General features: G+C 41.7%; 21 protein-coding genes. 13 read left to right on the plus strand and 8 right to left on the minus strand.

The features are described from left to right. The first annotated feature begins 7 nt into the window (after positions 1–7). The gene (locus MHI41_RS02825) at positions 8–796 is read left to right on the plus strand and encodes a GNAT family N-acetyltransferase (RefSeq protein ID WP_035704276.1); all 789 of its coding nucleotides are present in this window, start codon (positions 8–10) and stop codon (positions 794–796) included. On the opposite strand, the gene MHI41_RS02830 is transcribed toward MHI41_RS02825, so the two are convergent. Beyond that, a complete protein-coding gene (locus tag MHI41_RS02830) occupies positions 788–1,261 on the minus strand; it encodes a GNAT family N-acetyltransferase (protein ID WP_008346715.1) in 474 nt (157 codons plus the stop codon). The genes MHI41_RS02825 and MHI41_RS02830 overlap by 9 nt on opposite strands. A 51-nt stretch (positions 1,262–1,312) precedes the next feature. Between MHI41_RS02830 and MHI41_RS02835 the strand changes: the two genes are divergently transcribed. Continuing rightward, entirely contained in the window at positions 1,313–1,582 is a 270-nt protein-coding gene (locus MHI41_RS02835) for a YesK-like family protein (protein ID WP_342494525.1), read from the plus strand. Between the two features lie 12 nt (positions 1,583–1,594). Here the strand turns inward: MHI41_RS02835 and MHI41_RS02840 are convergent, their stop codons facing one another. The 3 genes from MHI41_RS02840 to MHI41_RS02850 all read right to left on the minus strand — a co-directional run bounded on the left by MHI41_RS02840 (position 1,595) and on the right by MHI41_RS02850 (position 3,203). Beyond that, positions 1,595–2,119 carry a GNAT family protein gene (locus MHI41_RS02840; RefSeq protein WP_017366689.1) on the minus strand — a complete coding sequence of 175 codons (525 nt, stop codon included), beginning with the start codon at positions 2,117–2,119 and terminating at the stop codon, positions 1,595–1,597. Beyond that, the gene (locus tag MHI41_RS02845) at positions 2,116–2,511 is read right to left on the minus strand and encodes a VOC family protein (RefSeq protein WP_008346708.1); all 396 of its coding nucleotides are present in this window, start codon (positions 2,509–2,511) and stop codon (positions 2,116–2,118) included. The genes MHI41_RS02840 and MHI41_RS02845 overlap by 4 nt, the downstream gene beginning before the upstream one ends. A 68-nt stretch (positions 2,512–2,579) precedes the next feature. Then, positions 2,580–3,203 carry a GNAT family N-acetyltransferase gene (locus MHI41_RS02850; RefSeq protein WP_017366690.1) on the minus strand — a complete coding sequence of 208 codons (624 nt, stop codon included), beginning with the start codon at positions 3,201–3,203 and terminating at the stop codon, positions 2,580–2,582. Positions 3,204–3,352: 149 nt separating this feature from the next. On the opposite strand from MHI41_RS02850, the gene MHI41_RS02855 reads away from it, so the two are divergent. From MHI41_RS02855 to MHI41_RS02880, 6 genes are all read left to right on the plus strand, one after another. Continuing rightward, positions 3,353–3,916: a TetR/AcrR family transcriptional regulator gene (locus MHI41_RS02855; RefSeq protein ID WP_017366691.1), complete on the plus strand. Its 564-nt coding sequence runs from the start codon at positions 3,353–3,355 to the stop codon at positions 3,914–3,916. Between the two features lie 67 nt (positions 3,917–3,983). Then, positions 3,984–4,523, plus strand: coding sequence for a dihydrofolate reductase family protein (locus MHI41_RS02860; protein WP_282834137.1), 540 nt, complete (start codon positions 3,984–3,986; stop codon positions 4,521–4,523). Positions 4,524–4,631: 108 nt separating this feature from the next. Next, entirely contained in the window at positions 4,632–5,105 is a 474-nt protein-coding gene (locus MHI41_RS02865; RefSeq protein WP_017358433.1) for a MarR family transcriptional regulator, read from the plus strand. Beyond that, positions 5,089–5,712: a nitroreductase family protein gene (locus MHI41_RS02870; RefSeq protein WP_282834138.1), complete on the plus strand. Its 624-nt coding sequence runs from the start codon at positions 5,089–5,091 to the stop codon at positions 5,710–5,712. The genes MHI41_RS02865 and MHI41_RS02870 overlap by 17 nt, the downstream gene beginning before the upstream one ends. A 17-nt stretch (positions 5,713–5,729) precedes the next feature. After that, positions 5,730–6,782, plus strand: coding sequence for an LLM class flavin-dependent oxidoreductase (locus MHI41_RS02875; protein ID WP_017358431.1), 1,053 nt, complete (start codon positions 5,730–5,732; stop codon positions 6,780–6,782). A 350-nt stretch (positions 6,783–7,132) separates the two neighbouring features. Further along, positions 7,133–7,426 carry a hypothetical protein gene (locus MHI41_RS02880; RefSeq protein ID WP_008346693.1) on the plus strand — a complete coding sequence of 98 codons (294 nt, stop codon included), beginning with the start codon at positions 7,133–7,135 and terminating at the stop codon, positions 7,424–7,426. 43 nt (positions 7,427–7,469) lie between these two features. Here MHI41_RS02880 and MHI41_RS02885 read toward each other — a convergent pair whose 3' ends face one another. Beyond that, complete coding sequence (locus MHI41_RS02885; protein WP_017358429.1) at positions 7,470–8,024, minus strand: XRE family transcriptional regulator; 555 nt, start codon at positions 8,022–8,024, stop codon at positions 7,470–7,472. Between the two features lie 115 nt (positions 8,025–8,139). On the opposite strand from MHI41_RS02885, the gene MHI41_RS02890 reads away from it, so the two are divergent. Further along, the gene (locus MHI41_RS02890; RefSeq protein ID WP_272511991.1) at positions 8,140–8,727 is read left to right on the plus strand and encodes a LysE family transporter; all 588 of its coding nucleotides are present in this window, start codon (positions 8,140–8,142) and stop codon (positions 8,725–8,727) included. A gap of 4 nt (positions 8,728–8,731) precedes the next feature. On the opposite strand, the gene MHI41_RS02895 is transcribed toward MHI41_RS02890, so the two are convergent. Continuing rightward, entirely contained in the window at positions 8,732–9,283 is a 552-nt protein-coding gene (locus MHI41_RS02895) for a GNAT family N-acetyltransferase (protein WP_282834140.1), read from the minus strand. Between the two features lie 126 nt (positions 9,284–9,409). On the opposite strand from MHI41_RS02895, the gene MHI41_RS02900 reads away from it, so the two are divergent. Together MHI41_RS02900 and MHI41_RS02905 are read left to right on the plus strand one after the other, a co-directional pair. Beyond that, positions 9,410–9,595, plus strand: a complete 186-nt coding sequence (locus tag MHI41_RS02900) for a CsbD family protein (RefSeq protein WP_008346686.1) — start codon at positions 9,410–9,412, stop codon at positions 9,593–9,595. Positions 9,596–9,748: 153 nt separating this feature from the next. Beyond that, entirely contained in the window at positions 9,749–10,411 is a 663-nt protein-coding gene (locus tag MHI41_RS02905) for an O-methyltransferase (protein ID WP_008346684.1), read from the plus strand. A 35-nt stretch (positions 10,412–10,446) separates the two neighbouring features. On the opposite strand, the gene MHI41_RS02910 is transcribed toward MHI41_RS02905, so the two are convergent. Next, complete coding sequence (locus tag MHI41_RS02910) at positions 10,447–10,767, minus strand: AzlD domain-containing protein (RefSeq protein WP_008346681.1); 321 nt, start codon at positions 10,765–10,767, stop codon at positions 10,447–10,449. Continuing rightward, on the minus strand, positions 10,764–11,489 hold the full coding sequence (locus tag MHI41_RS02915; protein WP_007496390.1) for an AzlC family ABC transporter permease: 726 nt from the start codon (positions 11,487–11,489) through the stop codon (positions 10,764–10,766). Before MHI41_RS02915 ends, MHI41_RS02910 begins: the two co-directional genes overlap by 4 nt. Before the next feature lie 295 nt (positions 11,490–11,784). Between MHI41_RS02915 and MHI41_RS02920 the strand changes: the two genes are divergently transcribed. Both MHI41_RS02920 and MHI41_RS02925 read left to right on the plus strand, forming a co-directional pair. Next, positions 11,785–12,660, plus strand: coding sequence for a DMT family transporter (locus MHI41_RS02920; RefSeq protein ID WP_017358425.1), 876 nt, complete (start codon positions 11,785–11,787; stop codon positions 12,658–12,660). Positions 12,661–12,739: 79 nt separating this feature from the next. Then, entirely contained in the window at positions 12,740–13,759 is a 1,020-nt protein-coding gene (locus tag MHI41_RS02925) for a S66 peptidase family protein (protein ID WP_057078391.1), read from the plus strand. The last annotated feature ends 20 nt before the right edge of the window (positions 13,760–13,779 follow it).

Below are 13,779 nucleotides of genomic sequence, written 5' to 3' on the forward strand. Positions count from 1 at the left end.
AATGATGTTGTATCTTGTAGATCAACAAAGGACAGGAGCGGTAAAAGAGGAAATTCGGCGGATTGATCCTGCCTATCCAGTGTTCGTAGATGCGATACTCGATGGGGTGATAAAAGGAGATTTATATGTGGATCACCGAGATCACCCGTGTGTCTATTTTGCAGGGACAACAACCGGCATTTATTATGTCGCAGGCAAGACAGAAGCAGCACTCTCATTATGTTCAACGTTCATTGTGGATGTTTATAAAAAGCAGAAAAGAGAGAACGGACGTTTCACTTTGTTTTCAGCAAATCCAGCATCAGATGAGATGATGAAAAAATGCTTCGGTTCTCAACTGAATGAAATGCAAAGACATGCGTATTCTTATGACTTGACCTCTCCTGATCTGATTGTGCCTGATCAAGATGAAATGATCAAACGCACGAATGAACAAGTCATTGCCGCTAGCAAAGTATTCCCATCCAGCTATTATGAAGCATATTGGGGAGGAGTAGATCACTTTTTATCTAATGGCGTCGGAGTTGCCATCTTAAACGGTGAAGACGTGGTCAGTGAATGTATCTCTATTTTTTCAAGTGAAAAACGTGTGGAAATCGATATTTGGACAGATGAAGTCTGCCGTGGAAAAGGGTTGGCTTTGTTAGCAGCTCAGCAAATGATCAGCATCTGTGTTGAAAAAGGGAAGACACCGCATTGGGATTGCGATGTCCATCATGCAGCCTCGGCCAAATTGGCAGAGAAGCTAGGTTTTCAGTGGACAAAGACGTATCGCTTATTTTATGCCTCACGCTGAAAAGGTTTTGAGATACCAAGCATCCATGGCAGAATGCTCTGAGCCTTCAATCGGTGCAGGAAGAAGAGAAAAGTCATACCGTTGATAAAGGCCAGTAGCAGCTGTTAATTCACTGCGGGTTTCTAAATAACAAGCATCGTAGTATGTAGCAGCATATTGCAGGGCCGTATCCATCAGTTTCTTGCCCGCACCTTTGCCTTGTGCTTTTGGGCTTAAATAAAGCTTTTGCAGCTCACAAATGCCATCTGTGAAAGGGGCAATGCCAACGCCACCAACAATTTCACCATGTTCTTCGGCAATCCAATAGGCTGCATGAGTCAATGATTGATAGTATTCGAAAAGCTGATCAAGGTGTGGGTCTGTGTAGGCTGTACCTTCAATCGCAAGATTCGCTGATTCTAATGACTGGCGGATAATGGCCGCGATAAAAGGATTGTCCTGCTTTTGAATCGGTCTAATATTCATTGTAAAAACCTCCGTTGTCATAGGATAAAAAAGAAAAGGAGTGGATGCGATATGTTCTGGCTGCAAACCGCTATTTTTACTGTCATTGTACTCTGTCTCTCGTGGTGGGCAGGAAAAAGACGCAGGCATCGCCATGCTGGGCTGATTGTTCCGATATGTATCACTTTGTTTGGATTGCTCTTATTGATCGGCAGTTTCTTCATTGGCAGATGGGAAGGGATGGCGCTCAGCATATCAAGCGTCTCTATCGTTCTCTCTTCTATCATTTGTTTGATCATCGTTACAGGGCTTCATTTGTTAAAAAAAGATGACCCTTCGTAGGCTGGGACATCTTTATGATTTGATTCTATCGTATTCCTCACGAAGGATGCCCATCATGATGACATCCGAATAAGCACCGTTGAAATAGAGCGCTTGACGTCTTTTTCCTTCATATTGAAATCCGGCTTTCTCATAGCTTCGAAAGGCTCGTGGGTTATGGGAAAAAACTTCAAGCTCAAGCCGATTAAGTTCTAACGTCTCAAAGGCAAATGTTTGAACCATCCGAACAGCCTCAGTGCCATACCCTTTGTGAAAATGCTCTGGACCATGCAGCGCAATGCGGAAACTTGCCGTATGGTTCATCGGATCAATATCCACAATCGCCGCATCCCCGATCATTTCTTTCGTGTCTAGCAGACAAATAGCAAAGTCTCGTCTACTGTCATCCTGCAGAAAACGGGTATAGGCTGAACGAATTTCTTCTAGTGTGAACGTTTTTCGTGTGCCAGTCATATAAAGTGTTTCTGCATGCTGGCATCCTCTATGAATACCAGGATAATCTTGCTCTTCAATCGGTCTCAAAAATAATCGAGTCATGATGGATCAGCCTCCTCTATATATCGGGAGATTTCAATTAAGTTCATATCAGGATCACGGATATAAATGGATTCAATCGGACCTAATGCACCAGACCGTCTGACCGGACCTTCTTCAATTGGAACAACCTGCTTTCGAAGATGAAGCAATAAACTGTCTATATCTAAATCGGTGATAAAACATAAGTCAGCAGATCCAGGCTGGGGATGAGCAGCTTTTGGTTCAAATTCATGACCCGCTTCATGAAGGTTGATCTTTTGTAAGCCAAAACGAAGGGCTTTACGGCCTTCTCCAAAAGTTTCTTCCTTCATTCCTAATACGTTTGTATAAAAGCGAATGGTTTCCTCCATATGTTGAACAGTCAACACGATATGATCAAGTCGTCGTATCATCAGTCTCTCCTCCAAGTATGATCATTGTTTGAACTGCTTCTATTATATCATCCCTTGAAGAAGATACCTTATTTGATCACGGTTTTATAACTCCAGCTTGCTAGGGACATGTCTTCTCCGTGCAGTACTCTCTCATCAAACTCCGTCCACCCATTTTTTCGATAGAAATGACGATTGGCCTCGTTGTGTGTAATCAGTGTGAACAGTCCACCGCCTTGCCGGGCGATAAAAGGGAAAAGACATTGCTTTAACATACGGCTTCCAAGTTTTTTTCCTTGTTGGTCTTTTGCAACGACAAGAGCTTCTAAATACCAGTAAGGTTTCTTTAAGGAAGAACACGCTTTTTTTGCCTCCTTTAACATACGGAACACATGCTGAATCGCCGATAAGCCACCAGTAAAGAGCAGCTTTAACCCACCTGACAACACATAATCCATGAGTCCTGGTTCAGGAAGGCGTGGATGTTTTAACAGGGCGGCAGACACAATTTTCTCATTCTCAACCCCGACCAAACAGATTTGATGCTGAAAATATACCTTTGTGTTGACCAAATGCAGCTGACGGGCGAAAGCAGAACGCTTGGTCACCTTTTCGCATAATAAATCAAAAAATGAATAGTTCTGAAACGAATCATCTAACAACGCTGCCACTTGAGGCAGTTCATCCTCTCTGGCAAGTCTGAAATGAAGCATATGATGGTCCTCCTTTTTTGAACAGATATAGATTATTGGACATGTGTCTATTATAATAAGAGGAAAACAAACCGAACATCGGCAATGAATGATCTCGTGTTCATAAATAGACAGGTAAAGCCATATTGTTCAAAAACGGAGGGTGTTTCATGAAGGACAGACGAACAATCAAAACCAAAAAGGCGATACGAGAAAGCTTTCTTGAGCTTTTAATGGAAAAAGATGTTCAACAAATTACAGTATCAGAGCTATCTAGAAGAGCGGATTTAGGAAGAGGGACCTTTTATTTGCACTATCAAGATGTGTTTGATTTGCATGAACAGCTTGAGAAGGAACTATTCGATCAGCTTGGCGGACTATACGATGAATCGTTTCCTAGTCAGGACCCGCTTGATATGCTGTCCTTTTTAAACAAAACAACTGAGTATTTAAAAGAAAAACAATTCATGATGACGTTATTTGTCAAACCGAATAGCCCAACGACGAATCAATTTAAAGCGTTTTTTAAAGAAAAAATCATGAAAGAGTGGCAGCTTGATCAGCGTCAGATTACGGAGCGTGAACAGATTGAGGCCTCTTTTGTCGTATCTGGTGCTGTTGGTGTACTGGAAGAATGGATTCATGAAGGCATGACAATCGAAGCGGCAAAGCTTGCGCACATATTGTACGAGCTTCTCATGAAGGTAGAACAAGAATCGCAAGAAACGAATTGATCATATATCCTTTTTCTATTCTTTCTGTTAAAATGGGAATATATGTTCTTATTCAAGGTGGGGAGTGGTGAGATTGAAAAGGAAATTACTATTTTATGGGGCAATGAGCATTGATGGATATTTAGCAAGGGATGATCACCGTCTAGATTGGCTCATAGGAACAGAGGGCGAAGAGGATACGAGATATGAGGAATTTTATGCATCAGTCGATACGCTGATCATGGGACGGAACACATATGAGCAGGTTCTCAAACTTTCACCTGATGAGTTTCCTTATGAAGACAAGACATGTTATATCGTTTCTCGCACTTTACAAGACAGTCATACAGGGACCCATATCATTCGTGAAGATGTTCTCTCGTTTATCCACAACTTAAAAAATGAAAAGGGGCAGCATATCTGGATAGTAGGAGGCGGGGAACTGCTTCAAGCATTATTAAAAGAAAGATTAGTCGATGAGCTGTATCTCCAAATCGCACCTGTCATGATTGGAAAAGGAATCCCTCTTTTCCCTCCAACTGAACAGGAATCTAGATTTTCATTACAACAAGTGCATCAATACAAGCAAATTGCTGAAATGCATTTTGTGTTAAAAGAAGACCACTGAATCACAGGGGTCTTTTTTTGATCAAACAAACACATTGACAAGAAAATATCCTAGTGTTAGGATAAATTTATCCTAGTTTTAGGATTTATTGAAAAAGGAGTAGTTGCCATGGTGCAGCAAGAACAGGAATTAGACTTAAGGCTTTTCCGAGTATGGATGAAAGCCTACCATGCCCTTTTTGCAAATATCCAAAAAGACATTGAACGTTATGATATCGGATTTGAAAACTTTCAAATTCTTGAATTACTGTATAGTAAGGGACCACATCCCGTTCAAAAAATTAGTGAGATTTTATCCATTCCAAGTGGGAGCATCACCTATGTGGTCAACAAATTAGAAAAACAAGAATTAGTCAAAAGACAATGTGCACCTTCTGATAAACGTGTATTCCATGTATTACTGACAGATAAAGGGAAGCAGCTATTTGACGATATTTTTCCAAAACATACAGATGTCATTTCACAAAATCTGTCCTTTATCGAAACAGAGGAAAAAGAGCAGCTCATTGAATGGTTGAAAAAAATCGGTTTAGGTGCAAAACAACTTCACGAAAAGGGGAAACAAGATGACACACAGCTTTGATACATTGGTACGTGAAAGACGATCAGCATCAAATTTTTTGCCAAATATCTCGATTTCGAGAGAAGAGCTTAATAGTATCTTTGAAGAAGTGAAGTTGGCACCTTCAGCCTTTAATTTACAGCATACGCAATATGTCGTCGTTCAATCAGAAGCGCTTAAAGAGCAAGTAAGAGATGCTGCATTTGGACAATATAAGGTGCATTCCGCTTCAGCAGCGATCATTGTGCTCGGCGATCCGAAAGCTTATGAGCAAGCAGGAAACATTTATGAAGGCCTAAAAATGCTCGGCATCTTAAATGCGCAACAATATGAGGAAATGGTCAGAGAGACGATGAGTTTTTATGAGCAGAGAGGATCAGACTTTCAGAAAGAAGAGGCGATTCGCAATGCTTCATTATCTGCCATGCTATTGATGCTTGCCGCCAAAAACAAGGGATGGGATACTTGCCCGATGATTGGCTTTGACCCCGAAGCAATGAAAAAGGTGTTAAACATCGAATCAGATTTGGTTCCTGTATTAATGATTACACTCGGAAAAGAAAAAGTAGAGAGCAGACAAGCGAGAGGCTATCGCAAGCCGGTCTCTGAATTTGTGACATATTTATAAGATAGGGGGTTCCATTCATGGAACTAGGAATTAGTACATTTGTAGAAACAACACCTGATTTTCAAACAGGAAAAACAGTCAGCCACGCACAGCGTATTCGTGAAGTAGTAGAAGAAATTATATTAGCAGATCAAGTGGGTCTCGACGTTTTTGGTGTAGGGGAGCATCATCGTGAAGATTTCGCCGCATCAAATCCAGCAGTCGTATTAGCAGCTGCGGCAACGCAAACAAAGAATATTCGTCTGACAAGTGCCGTAACTGTTCTTTCATCGGCAGATCCTGTTCGTGTGTTTCAAGATTTTGCGACATTAGATGGCCTTTCTAATGGGCGTGCAGAGATCATGGCTGGCCGCGGATCATTTATTGAATCGTTCCCGCTTTTTGGCTATGACTTAGATGATTATGAAGAATTATTTGAAGAAAAACTAGATTTACTGTTGAAATTACAGCAGTCAGAGCGTGTGACGTGGAGCGGTAAGCACCGTCCAGCCATTCAGGATGTCGGCGTATACCCAAGACCTGTTCAAGATCCGCTTCCCATCTGGATTGGCAGTGGAGGAAACAGAGAATCTGTCGTACGTGCTGGATTATTAGGATTACCACTTGTCCTTGCCATTATTGGCGGCAGCCCTAGACAGTTCGCACCGCTAGTGCAGCTCTACAAGCAAGCTGCGATTCACGCTGGACATGACCCTGAGAAATTAACGGTGGCATCCCACTCACATGGATTTGTTGCGGAGGAAACAGAATTGGCAGCAGATCAATTCTTCCCTTCTACACAGCATGTCATGAATACATTAGCAAGAGAACGAGGCTGGGGACCTTATACCCGTTCTACATTCGATGCAGCAAGAACATTAGAAGGTGCATTGTATGTAGGAGATCCAGATGCCGTGGCAGAGAAAGTGATTCATCTGCGAAAAAATGTAGGCATTACGCGCTTCATGCTGCACGTACCGGTCGGTTCGATGCCGCATGATCAAGTGCTGAAAGCTATTGAGTTATTTGGAAAAGAAGTGGCTCCTAAAGTAAGAGAAGAGGTTGCCCGCTGGGAAGCCGAACAAGCATAACAAAAAAGTCGATCAAGGGAATAGGCTTGATCGACTTTTTCTTATGCTTAAGGATCAATAACACATGGTTTCACTGTAGGGCATGAAGCAGCAGAAGCAAATGGTGTGGCCGTCAAGGTGAAGAGGAAAACAAGTTGAAAACAGATAAGCCATTTTTTCATGAAATCACCTCCGTTATCAATTGTTTCACTAGAAACGAGATGAGGATAAAAGCATAGAAGTATGTAACACCCTCTATCCAGCATAAGACAATCATATCATAATTTTCAAAAAAATGAAAAAATAACTTACGAAAGTTCTAAATTATGGTATGGTTAATATGTTCAACAAAAAAAGGGAGGGATTTTTGTATGAAAAAGGTCATAACTTCTGTTTTGGTTGGAGCAATTGTTTTAACGGGTGCGGGTGTCACCGCTGTCCCGGTAGAAGCGAAGGGGAAAGTAAACAGTGAAGTTACGGTACAAGCAAGTCGAACCGTCTCGGAAACGAGAACATATACGACGTCAAACATCCCATCAAGTATTACATATGCAAAGGATGGATGGGTCGGTATTCTCTATCAATCGTCAATTGAAGAGTTAGGTTTAGGAAAATATAGAGTTACCTTTACTGGAACGGTTGTACGCGATCCAGGATTTAATTAAATAAAATGTAAAGCTGACAGGTGGACAAGCCTGTCAGCTTTTTTTAATGGGGATAATAAAGAATCATTTGCAGCCGGACCATCTGTTCTCCTGATTGTTTATACTCATGGGCACGGTCAGCTTTAAACCGAATCGAGTCGCCAGCTTGTAATGTGTATTGCTCATCACCGATCGATAAATCAAGTGCTCCCTCAAACACGGTAATCAATTCCTCTGTACCGCCGATATGTTCTTCCGCACTTAACGACCCATGAGGATCAATTTCTACCTGATAGACTTCAAATTTTCTCAGGTCATCAAATGGGAACGTCGTATATACCCGATACCTTCCCTCGTCCTCTGTTAAAACTTGTCCTTCTTCTTTTCGCACAAACTTAATCTCAGGCTGCGGTGCGTAAATAAGTTCACTAAAAGACACCTTCAACCCATTGGCGATTTTCCACAGAGTGGTGATGGTCGGTGTGGATTCTCCTCTTTCGATTTGTCCGATCATCGTTTTACTCACATTTGTTACCTCAGCCATCTTTTCTAGGCTTAATTTCTTTTGCTCTCTTAGCAGTTTTACATTTCTAGCAATAATCGATTGTACATCCTCCATCAAAAAAACTCCTTTCTGCATTTACTTTATAACGACTGAATAGTACAATAAAACGTAATATATACGCAATAAAGACTTTTAAGTCTAAATAACGTATGAAAAAGGAGGTAACAGTTTGATTGTTTCCATGTTGATTTATGCTTTTGTTACCAGCTTTACCCCTGGACCGAATAATATCATGGCGATGGTCTTTACGAATAAATATGGGGTCAAGCAAACATTTCGATTTTGTTTAGGGGTTGGGATCGGATTTTTGGTCATTTTATGTTTGAGCGGTTTCTTCAATATGATTCTTTATCAAGTCATGCCGAAAATAGGCTGGGTCATGGCTTTCATTGGAGCCAGTTACATGATCTATTTGGCTGTTAAAATCATGAAAAGTAAAGGCGGAGATGACGAAACCCTAGACCGATATAATCATTTTATCCCAGGTATGCTACTGCAATTTATTAATCCGAAAGCCATCTTGTATGGATTAACCGTCATTTCCACTTTTGTTCTGCCGTATGGACAGTCCAATATGCAATACATGTTATTGACACTGATTCTTGCCATCATCGGTTTTTTAGGCACATTTAGCTGGAGTCTATTTGGCTCGTTATTCAAGCGTTTTTTGACTCTTTATCAGCGGCCGTTCCAGTTCGTCATGGGACTTCTACTTATCTATAGTGCGATTTCGATGATCTGGGGTTATGTCATGTAAGCGGTCAGGAGACTGGTCGCTGCCTGCCCATCACAACCGTATCATAATACATGCCGTCCGCCAGTCGTTTATCTTTTTTTAACAAGCCTTCAATCTCAAAGCCATAGTGTTTATATAAACGAATGGCTTTTTGATTGGTTTCCATTACTTGAAGTGACATCTTTTGAATGCCTTGCTGATCTGCCCAGTCAATCGATGTAGCTAAAAGTTCTTTCCCGATGTGATAGCCCCAAGCGGCCTTCTGTACGGCGACGCCAAACGTTACTTTGTGAGCAGAGCGCTTAAGAGAATGCCCTTCGCATCTTGAAAAACCGACAATGTCTCCTTCACTATCTGCAACTAAAAAGAGATGACGGCATTCCTTGGAATCCTCTTGAATCAACGCCTCGAACCCTTTCTCATCAATAAAAGCTTCACCCGGTTCACGATCTAAATATTCGGTTTCACCATCGATTTTCAGTCTGAGAGCTGATAACTGTTTGGCATCTGCTAATGCAGCAGAGCGAATACGATAAGTCACACCACGTACAGTGAACGTACTTTCAGAAATGATCATTGAACAGACCACCAACCTTTCATTCGACTATGTCTATCATACCTGAAACGCACACACAGCACACTCAGATGTTTTGTCATGTGCAAAAAGGCTAAATAAACAGTATGAAACGTGGAGGTGGAACAAATGAGTGAACAAAATGGACATATGGATAAAGCGAAAGGAAAAACAAATCAAGTCAAAGGTCAAGTGAAAGAAAAACTTGGCGAAGCGACAGATCATGAAAACCTGAAAGCAGAAGGAAAGAAAGATCAAGTAAAAGGAAAGCTTCAAGATAAAAAAGGTGACGTGAAAAATAAGCTGAATCAGTAGTTTGCACATACTTACAGGTACTTGCCCCATGTATCCATCATCCCATTCCTTTCATCAATAAAATGAATAGGTGTGTGAAAAGAATTGATTATAAATTCTCGCTTCCGTCATGTAGACTTTAAATAGAAGACATGAACAAGGGAGATGGATGACTTGGAGCAAGTATGGGGGAAAGTTGACGAGTATATCAAAGACAAATTGATGGCTAAAGATGACGTATTGGAGCAAACTCTTATCAAGAATAAGCAAGCCGGATTACCAGAAATAGATGTGTCGCCGGCCCAAGGAAAACTGCTTTATTTGTTAGCAAAAACCAAGGGTGCAAAGCGCATTTTAGAAATCGGTACACTTGGCGGTTATAGTACCATTTGGCTTGCCCGTGCACTTGAAGCGGATGGAGAACTCATGACATTAGAGGCTGTCAGTCATCATGCAGAAACAGCACAGCAAAACATAGACAGAGCAGGCCTAGCAGAACGTGTCACCATTTTACAAGGAAAAGCGTTAGATACTTTATCTCAGTTAAAAGAGCAGGATACGCTCCCGTTCGATTTGATTTTCATTGATGCAGACAAACCAAACAACCCGCAATATCTGAAGTGGGCGTTACACTTCTCAAAAAAGGGAACAGTCATTATTGCAGACAATGTGGTCAGAAATGGAGCAGTTCTTCATGCCTCTGATCAAGATGAGCGAGTGAAGGGAACTCGTGAATTCTTCGATTTACTCAAACAAGAGTCGAGAATTGAGGCAACCGCTATTCAAACTGTTGGCGAAAAAGGCTATGACGGCTTTGTATACGGTATCGTAAAATGAAAAAAGCTTAACCGCATCCGGTTAAGCTTTTTCTATTAGAAAAACCATCTAGCTGTGCCCATCAGCATGACGCCTACTAGAACGGTGAGGGACAAGCTTTTTGTCCAAACAGCGATTAACACAGTTGGAACCAAGACAGCAAGGTACATCCAGTGAATGGTGACGCCTGCTGTAGTATGTATGAATAGATGCTCTGCAATCAAAGCGGTAAATATACAAATGGGGATAAATGATAACCATTTGAGCACCACTTCTGGCATCTGTATACTCCTTACAAATAAAAATGGAACGACTCTTGGGATGATGGTCACAATCATACAGCCAAGAATGAGCCATAACATAAAACTGCTAATCATTTATCTGTCACCACCCCAATAGTGGCAACAAGCACAGTTGCCAACAAAACAGCCACGTGTGAAGGAACAAAATGAAGCAGCACAAACATCGCAACAAACATATATAAAACAAGTGATAAGCGATGGGTGAGCTTATTTTTTGGCACCGTCTGTAAAGAAAGAATGAGCAGCGCAGCAAACATCGCGGATAGGGCAAAATCAAGACCAAGCGCCTCTGGATTTGAAATCCAGTGTCCGAATATTCCGCCAAGTGTACACGCAGCAATCCAGCATAAATAAGCTGTAATGTTCAGTCCATGCATCCATCTGTTATTCAATTTTCCTTGCTGTGCTAATTTATTCATCGCTACGCCAAAGGATTCATCAGTAAGCAGAAGACCAAATCCGATGTTCTGCTTTACAGAGTAGCGTGTAAAATGGGGGGCAAGCGTAAGGCTGAGTAACAAATGCCGTAAATTGACAATGAACGTGGTGAAAATAATAGCGGAAAGAGGGCTTCCTGTCACAAGTAATGCACAGATGATAAACTGTGAAGCGCCAGCATAAATAAAGATAGATAACAGCGCGATTTCCCATATACTTAACTGCGAACTAATGCCAACAATTCCAAAGGCAAACCCAATGCTCATATAACCAAGCAAGGTTGGCACACAATCTTTTATTCCCTCAAGAAACGGTTCGTTTCCGGCAGTGGGAATGTGTTTCCTAGCTTCAACATCCAAATACCTCTACTCCTTTTCTATGTAAACATCAATTGTTTTACTTACTATAAGAAAACGAATTCATCATGTCAATCCTATTGAACTTCTATTATATGAAGAAACATGGCGATAAAAAGGATTGAAGTGAACCAGATTTTGTTATAAAGTAATCAGAAAATAAACACAATTGGGGTGACTGATATGCAATGGAAGCCTTTATTTGAACATGATGTACCAAATCACCTCCGTCCATAACGGAGAGTGATCTCCGTTTGTGGATATCGCAGTGAATATATCCAGTAACGGAGGGGAAAAAATGAATGGAAAATATATAGGAGCCCTCTACTTAGCGTTAGCTGCTAGTATTTGGGGCGGTATGTATGTAGTGGTCAAAGTAACAGTTGCGGTTGTCCCGCCACTTGAGCTCGTCTGGATGAGATATGCAGTAGCTGGAGTCGTTCTTGTGTTCACGATTTGGCGTTTGGGCTACTCTTTTCGGTTAGACAAAAAGGATATCCCGCTGATTGTGTCGATTGGATTGATTGGCAACTTTCTTTCGATCGTGACCCAAGAAATTGGCACAATGTATACGTCTGCACAAATGGGTGCCGTCATCACATCGGCCACACCTGCTTTTATGGTGCTTTTCGCTTTCTTTCTATTAAAAGAATCTTTCACAATGAGAAAGTGTGTCTCCATTCTGCTTGCTACAGTAGGTGTGCTGACGATGATTGGGCCTGTCGCTGTTCAAACGGATGAGTTTGTTGGTGGTCTTTCACTGGTTATTGCTGCATTAACATGGGCACTCATGTCTGTTCTTTTGAAACGAGTTCCAGGAAAGTATCCTCAAGTAGTGACGACAACATATGCGATCATTGTGGCCTTTATCGTATTAACACCACCTGTCTTGTTTCGTTTGCCTCATCTGGATGTGCATCAAATGGCAAGACCGGAAATATGGGGCGGCATTCTGTATCTAGGTATCATCTCAACGGCCCTTGCTTTCTTTTTGTGGAATAGAGGGCTTCAACTGATGGACGCTTCAAGCGGTGGTCTGTTTTTCTTCTTTCAACCAATCGTTGGTACGGTCCTTGGATGGCTGCTTCTAGGTGAAGAGATGGGCTTACGTTCGTTTGTTGGAATTTTGTGTATTTTCGCAGGTGTATATACTGTCCTGCGTCAGAGAGAGTAAGACGAGATTCCCCTTGAAGAAGGGGAATTTTCTTTACAATGAATAGATGAGAGATTCATAGAAGGTGGAGGTGAGCAGGATGATCCAGTATCCATTTTTGCAAAAAGGACAAACGATTGGGGTGACAGCACCGTCCTCAGGTGTACAACCCTCTTTGCATGAGATGTTTCAACTGTCTTGCGATCGGATGAAAAAAAGAGGCTATGAAGTCATATGTGGAGAGACAGTATGGCAGCAGGAAAAAGCGAAATCAGCCCCTGCAATCAAGCGAGCAAATGAGTTACAGTGGATGATGACTTGTCATGAGATTGACCACATCATCCCGCCATGGGGCGGACAGCTGCTTATTGAAGTGTTAGAGCATCTTGATTTCTCAGTGATGCAAAAAAAGTGGATTCTTGGTTACTCAGATACAAGTCTCCTTCTATTAGCTTTGACATTAAACACAGGCATTGCGACAGCGCATGGACCGAACCTTGTGGATCTTCAGGGGGAAGAGCTTGATCAGGTGACGGCTATGTGGGAACAAATACTTTCCACTCCAGAGAAAAAGGACGTTACTCAATTTTCTTCTGATATGTATCAAAAGGAATGGCAGTATGACCATCCAAGTATACATGTCTTTCATTTAACCGAACCAACCGCATGGCGTACTGTTGATCACTTAGAGACGACGATGAAGGGAAGACTGATGGGTGGCTGTATTGATGTGATCCGGCACTTAGCTGGCACGCCTTTTGGAGATGTCAAAGCTTTTCAAGAAACATACCTGAAAGGTGAACCCATTCTATGGTATTTTGAAAACTGTGAATTAAATGCTGCGAGCATGAAGAGGTCTCTTGTTCAATTAAAACTAGCAGGCTGGTTTGATCATTGCTCTGGCATCATGTTTGGCAGGAGTGCAGTGGACACTCCTGTGGAAGGATATGAATATACGGATCTATATGAAGAATTGCATAAGGAATTACAAATACCGATTGTTTACGATATTGATTGTGGACACGTACCGCCTCAAATGACCCTCATTAACGGAGCATATGCGGAGGTGCAGTTGCAACAAGAAGGTAAAGCCGTGCTGAAGCAGACATTTTTGCCATGAAAAAAGGAAAGGGCGACCCC

It is taken from the genome of Bacillus sp. FSL M7-0307 (genome assembly GCF_038627835.1).
Taxonomy (GTDB): Bacteria; Bacillota; Bacilli; order Bacillales; family Bacillaceae; genus Bacillus; species Bacillus altitudinis.

Bases quoted from the DNA above. Each gene is read 5' to 3' on its own strand.
- MHI41_RS02830 (WP_008346715.1), bottom strand. From the start codon at position 1,261: ATGAATATTAGACCGATTCAAAAGCAGGACAATCCTTTTATCGCGGCC.
- MHI41_RS02835 (WP_342494525.1), top strand. From the start codon at position 1,313: ATGTTCTGGCTGCAAACCGCTATTTTTACTGTCATTGTACTCTGTCTC.
- MHI41_RS02840 (WP_017366689.1), bottom strand. From the start codon at position 2,119: ATGACTCGATTATTTTTGAGACCGATTGAAGAGCAAGATTATCCTGGT.
- MHI41_RS02845 (WP_008346708.1), bottom strand. From the start codon at position 2,511: ATGATACGACGACTTGATCATATCGTGTTGACTGTTCAACATATGGAG.
- MHI41_RS02850 (WP_017366690.1), bottom strand. From the start codon at position 3,203: ATGCTTCATTTCAGACTTGCCAGAGAGGATGAACTGCCTCAAGTGGCA.
- MHI41_RS02855 (WP_017366691.1), top strand. From the start codon at position 3,353: ATGAAGGACAGACGAACAATCAAAACCAAAAAGGCGATACGAGAAAGC.
- MHI41_RS02865 (WP_017358433.1), top strand. From the start codon at position 4,632: ATGGTGCAGCAAGAACAGGAATTAGACTTAAGGCTTTTCCGAGTATGG.
- MHI41_RS02870 (WP_282834138.1), top strand. From the start codon at position 5,089: ATGACACACAGCTTTGATACATTGGTACGTGAAAGACGATCAGCATCA.
- MHI41_RS02875 (WP_017358431.1), top strand. From the start codon at position 5,730: ATGGAACTAGGAATTAGTACATTTGTAGAAACAACACCTGATTTTCAA.
- MHI41_RS02880 (WP_008346693.1), top strand. From the start codon at position 7,133: ATGAAAAAGGTCATAACTTCTGTTTTGGTTGGAGCAATTGTTTTAACG.
- MHI41_RS02885 (WP_017358429.1), bottom strand. From the start codon at position 8,024: ATGGAGGATGTACAATCGATTATTGCTAGAAATGTAAAACTGCTAAGA.
- MHI41_RS02895 (WP_282834140.1), bottom strand. From the start codon at position 9,283: ATGATCATTTCTGAAAGTACGTTCACTGTACGTGGTGTGACTTATCGT.
- MHI41_RS02900 (WP_008346686.1), top strand. From the start codon at position 9,410: ATGAGTGAACAAAATGGACATATGGATAAAGCGAAAGGAAAAACAAAT.
- MHI41_RS02910 (WP_008346681.1), bottom strand. From the start codon at position 10,767: ATGATTAGCAGTTTTATGTTATGGCTCATTCTTGGCTGTATGATTGTG.
- MHI41_RS02920 (WP_017358425.1), top strand. From the start codon at position 11,785: ATGAATGGAAAATATATAGGAGCCCTCTACTTAGCGTTAGCTGCTAGT.
- MHI41_RS02925 (WP_057078391.1), top strand. From the start codon at position 12,740: ATGATCCAGTATCCATTTTTGCAAAAAGGACAAACGATTGGGGTGACA.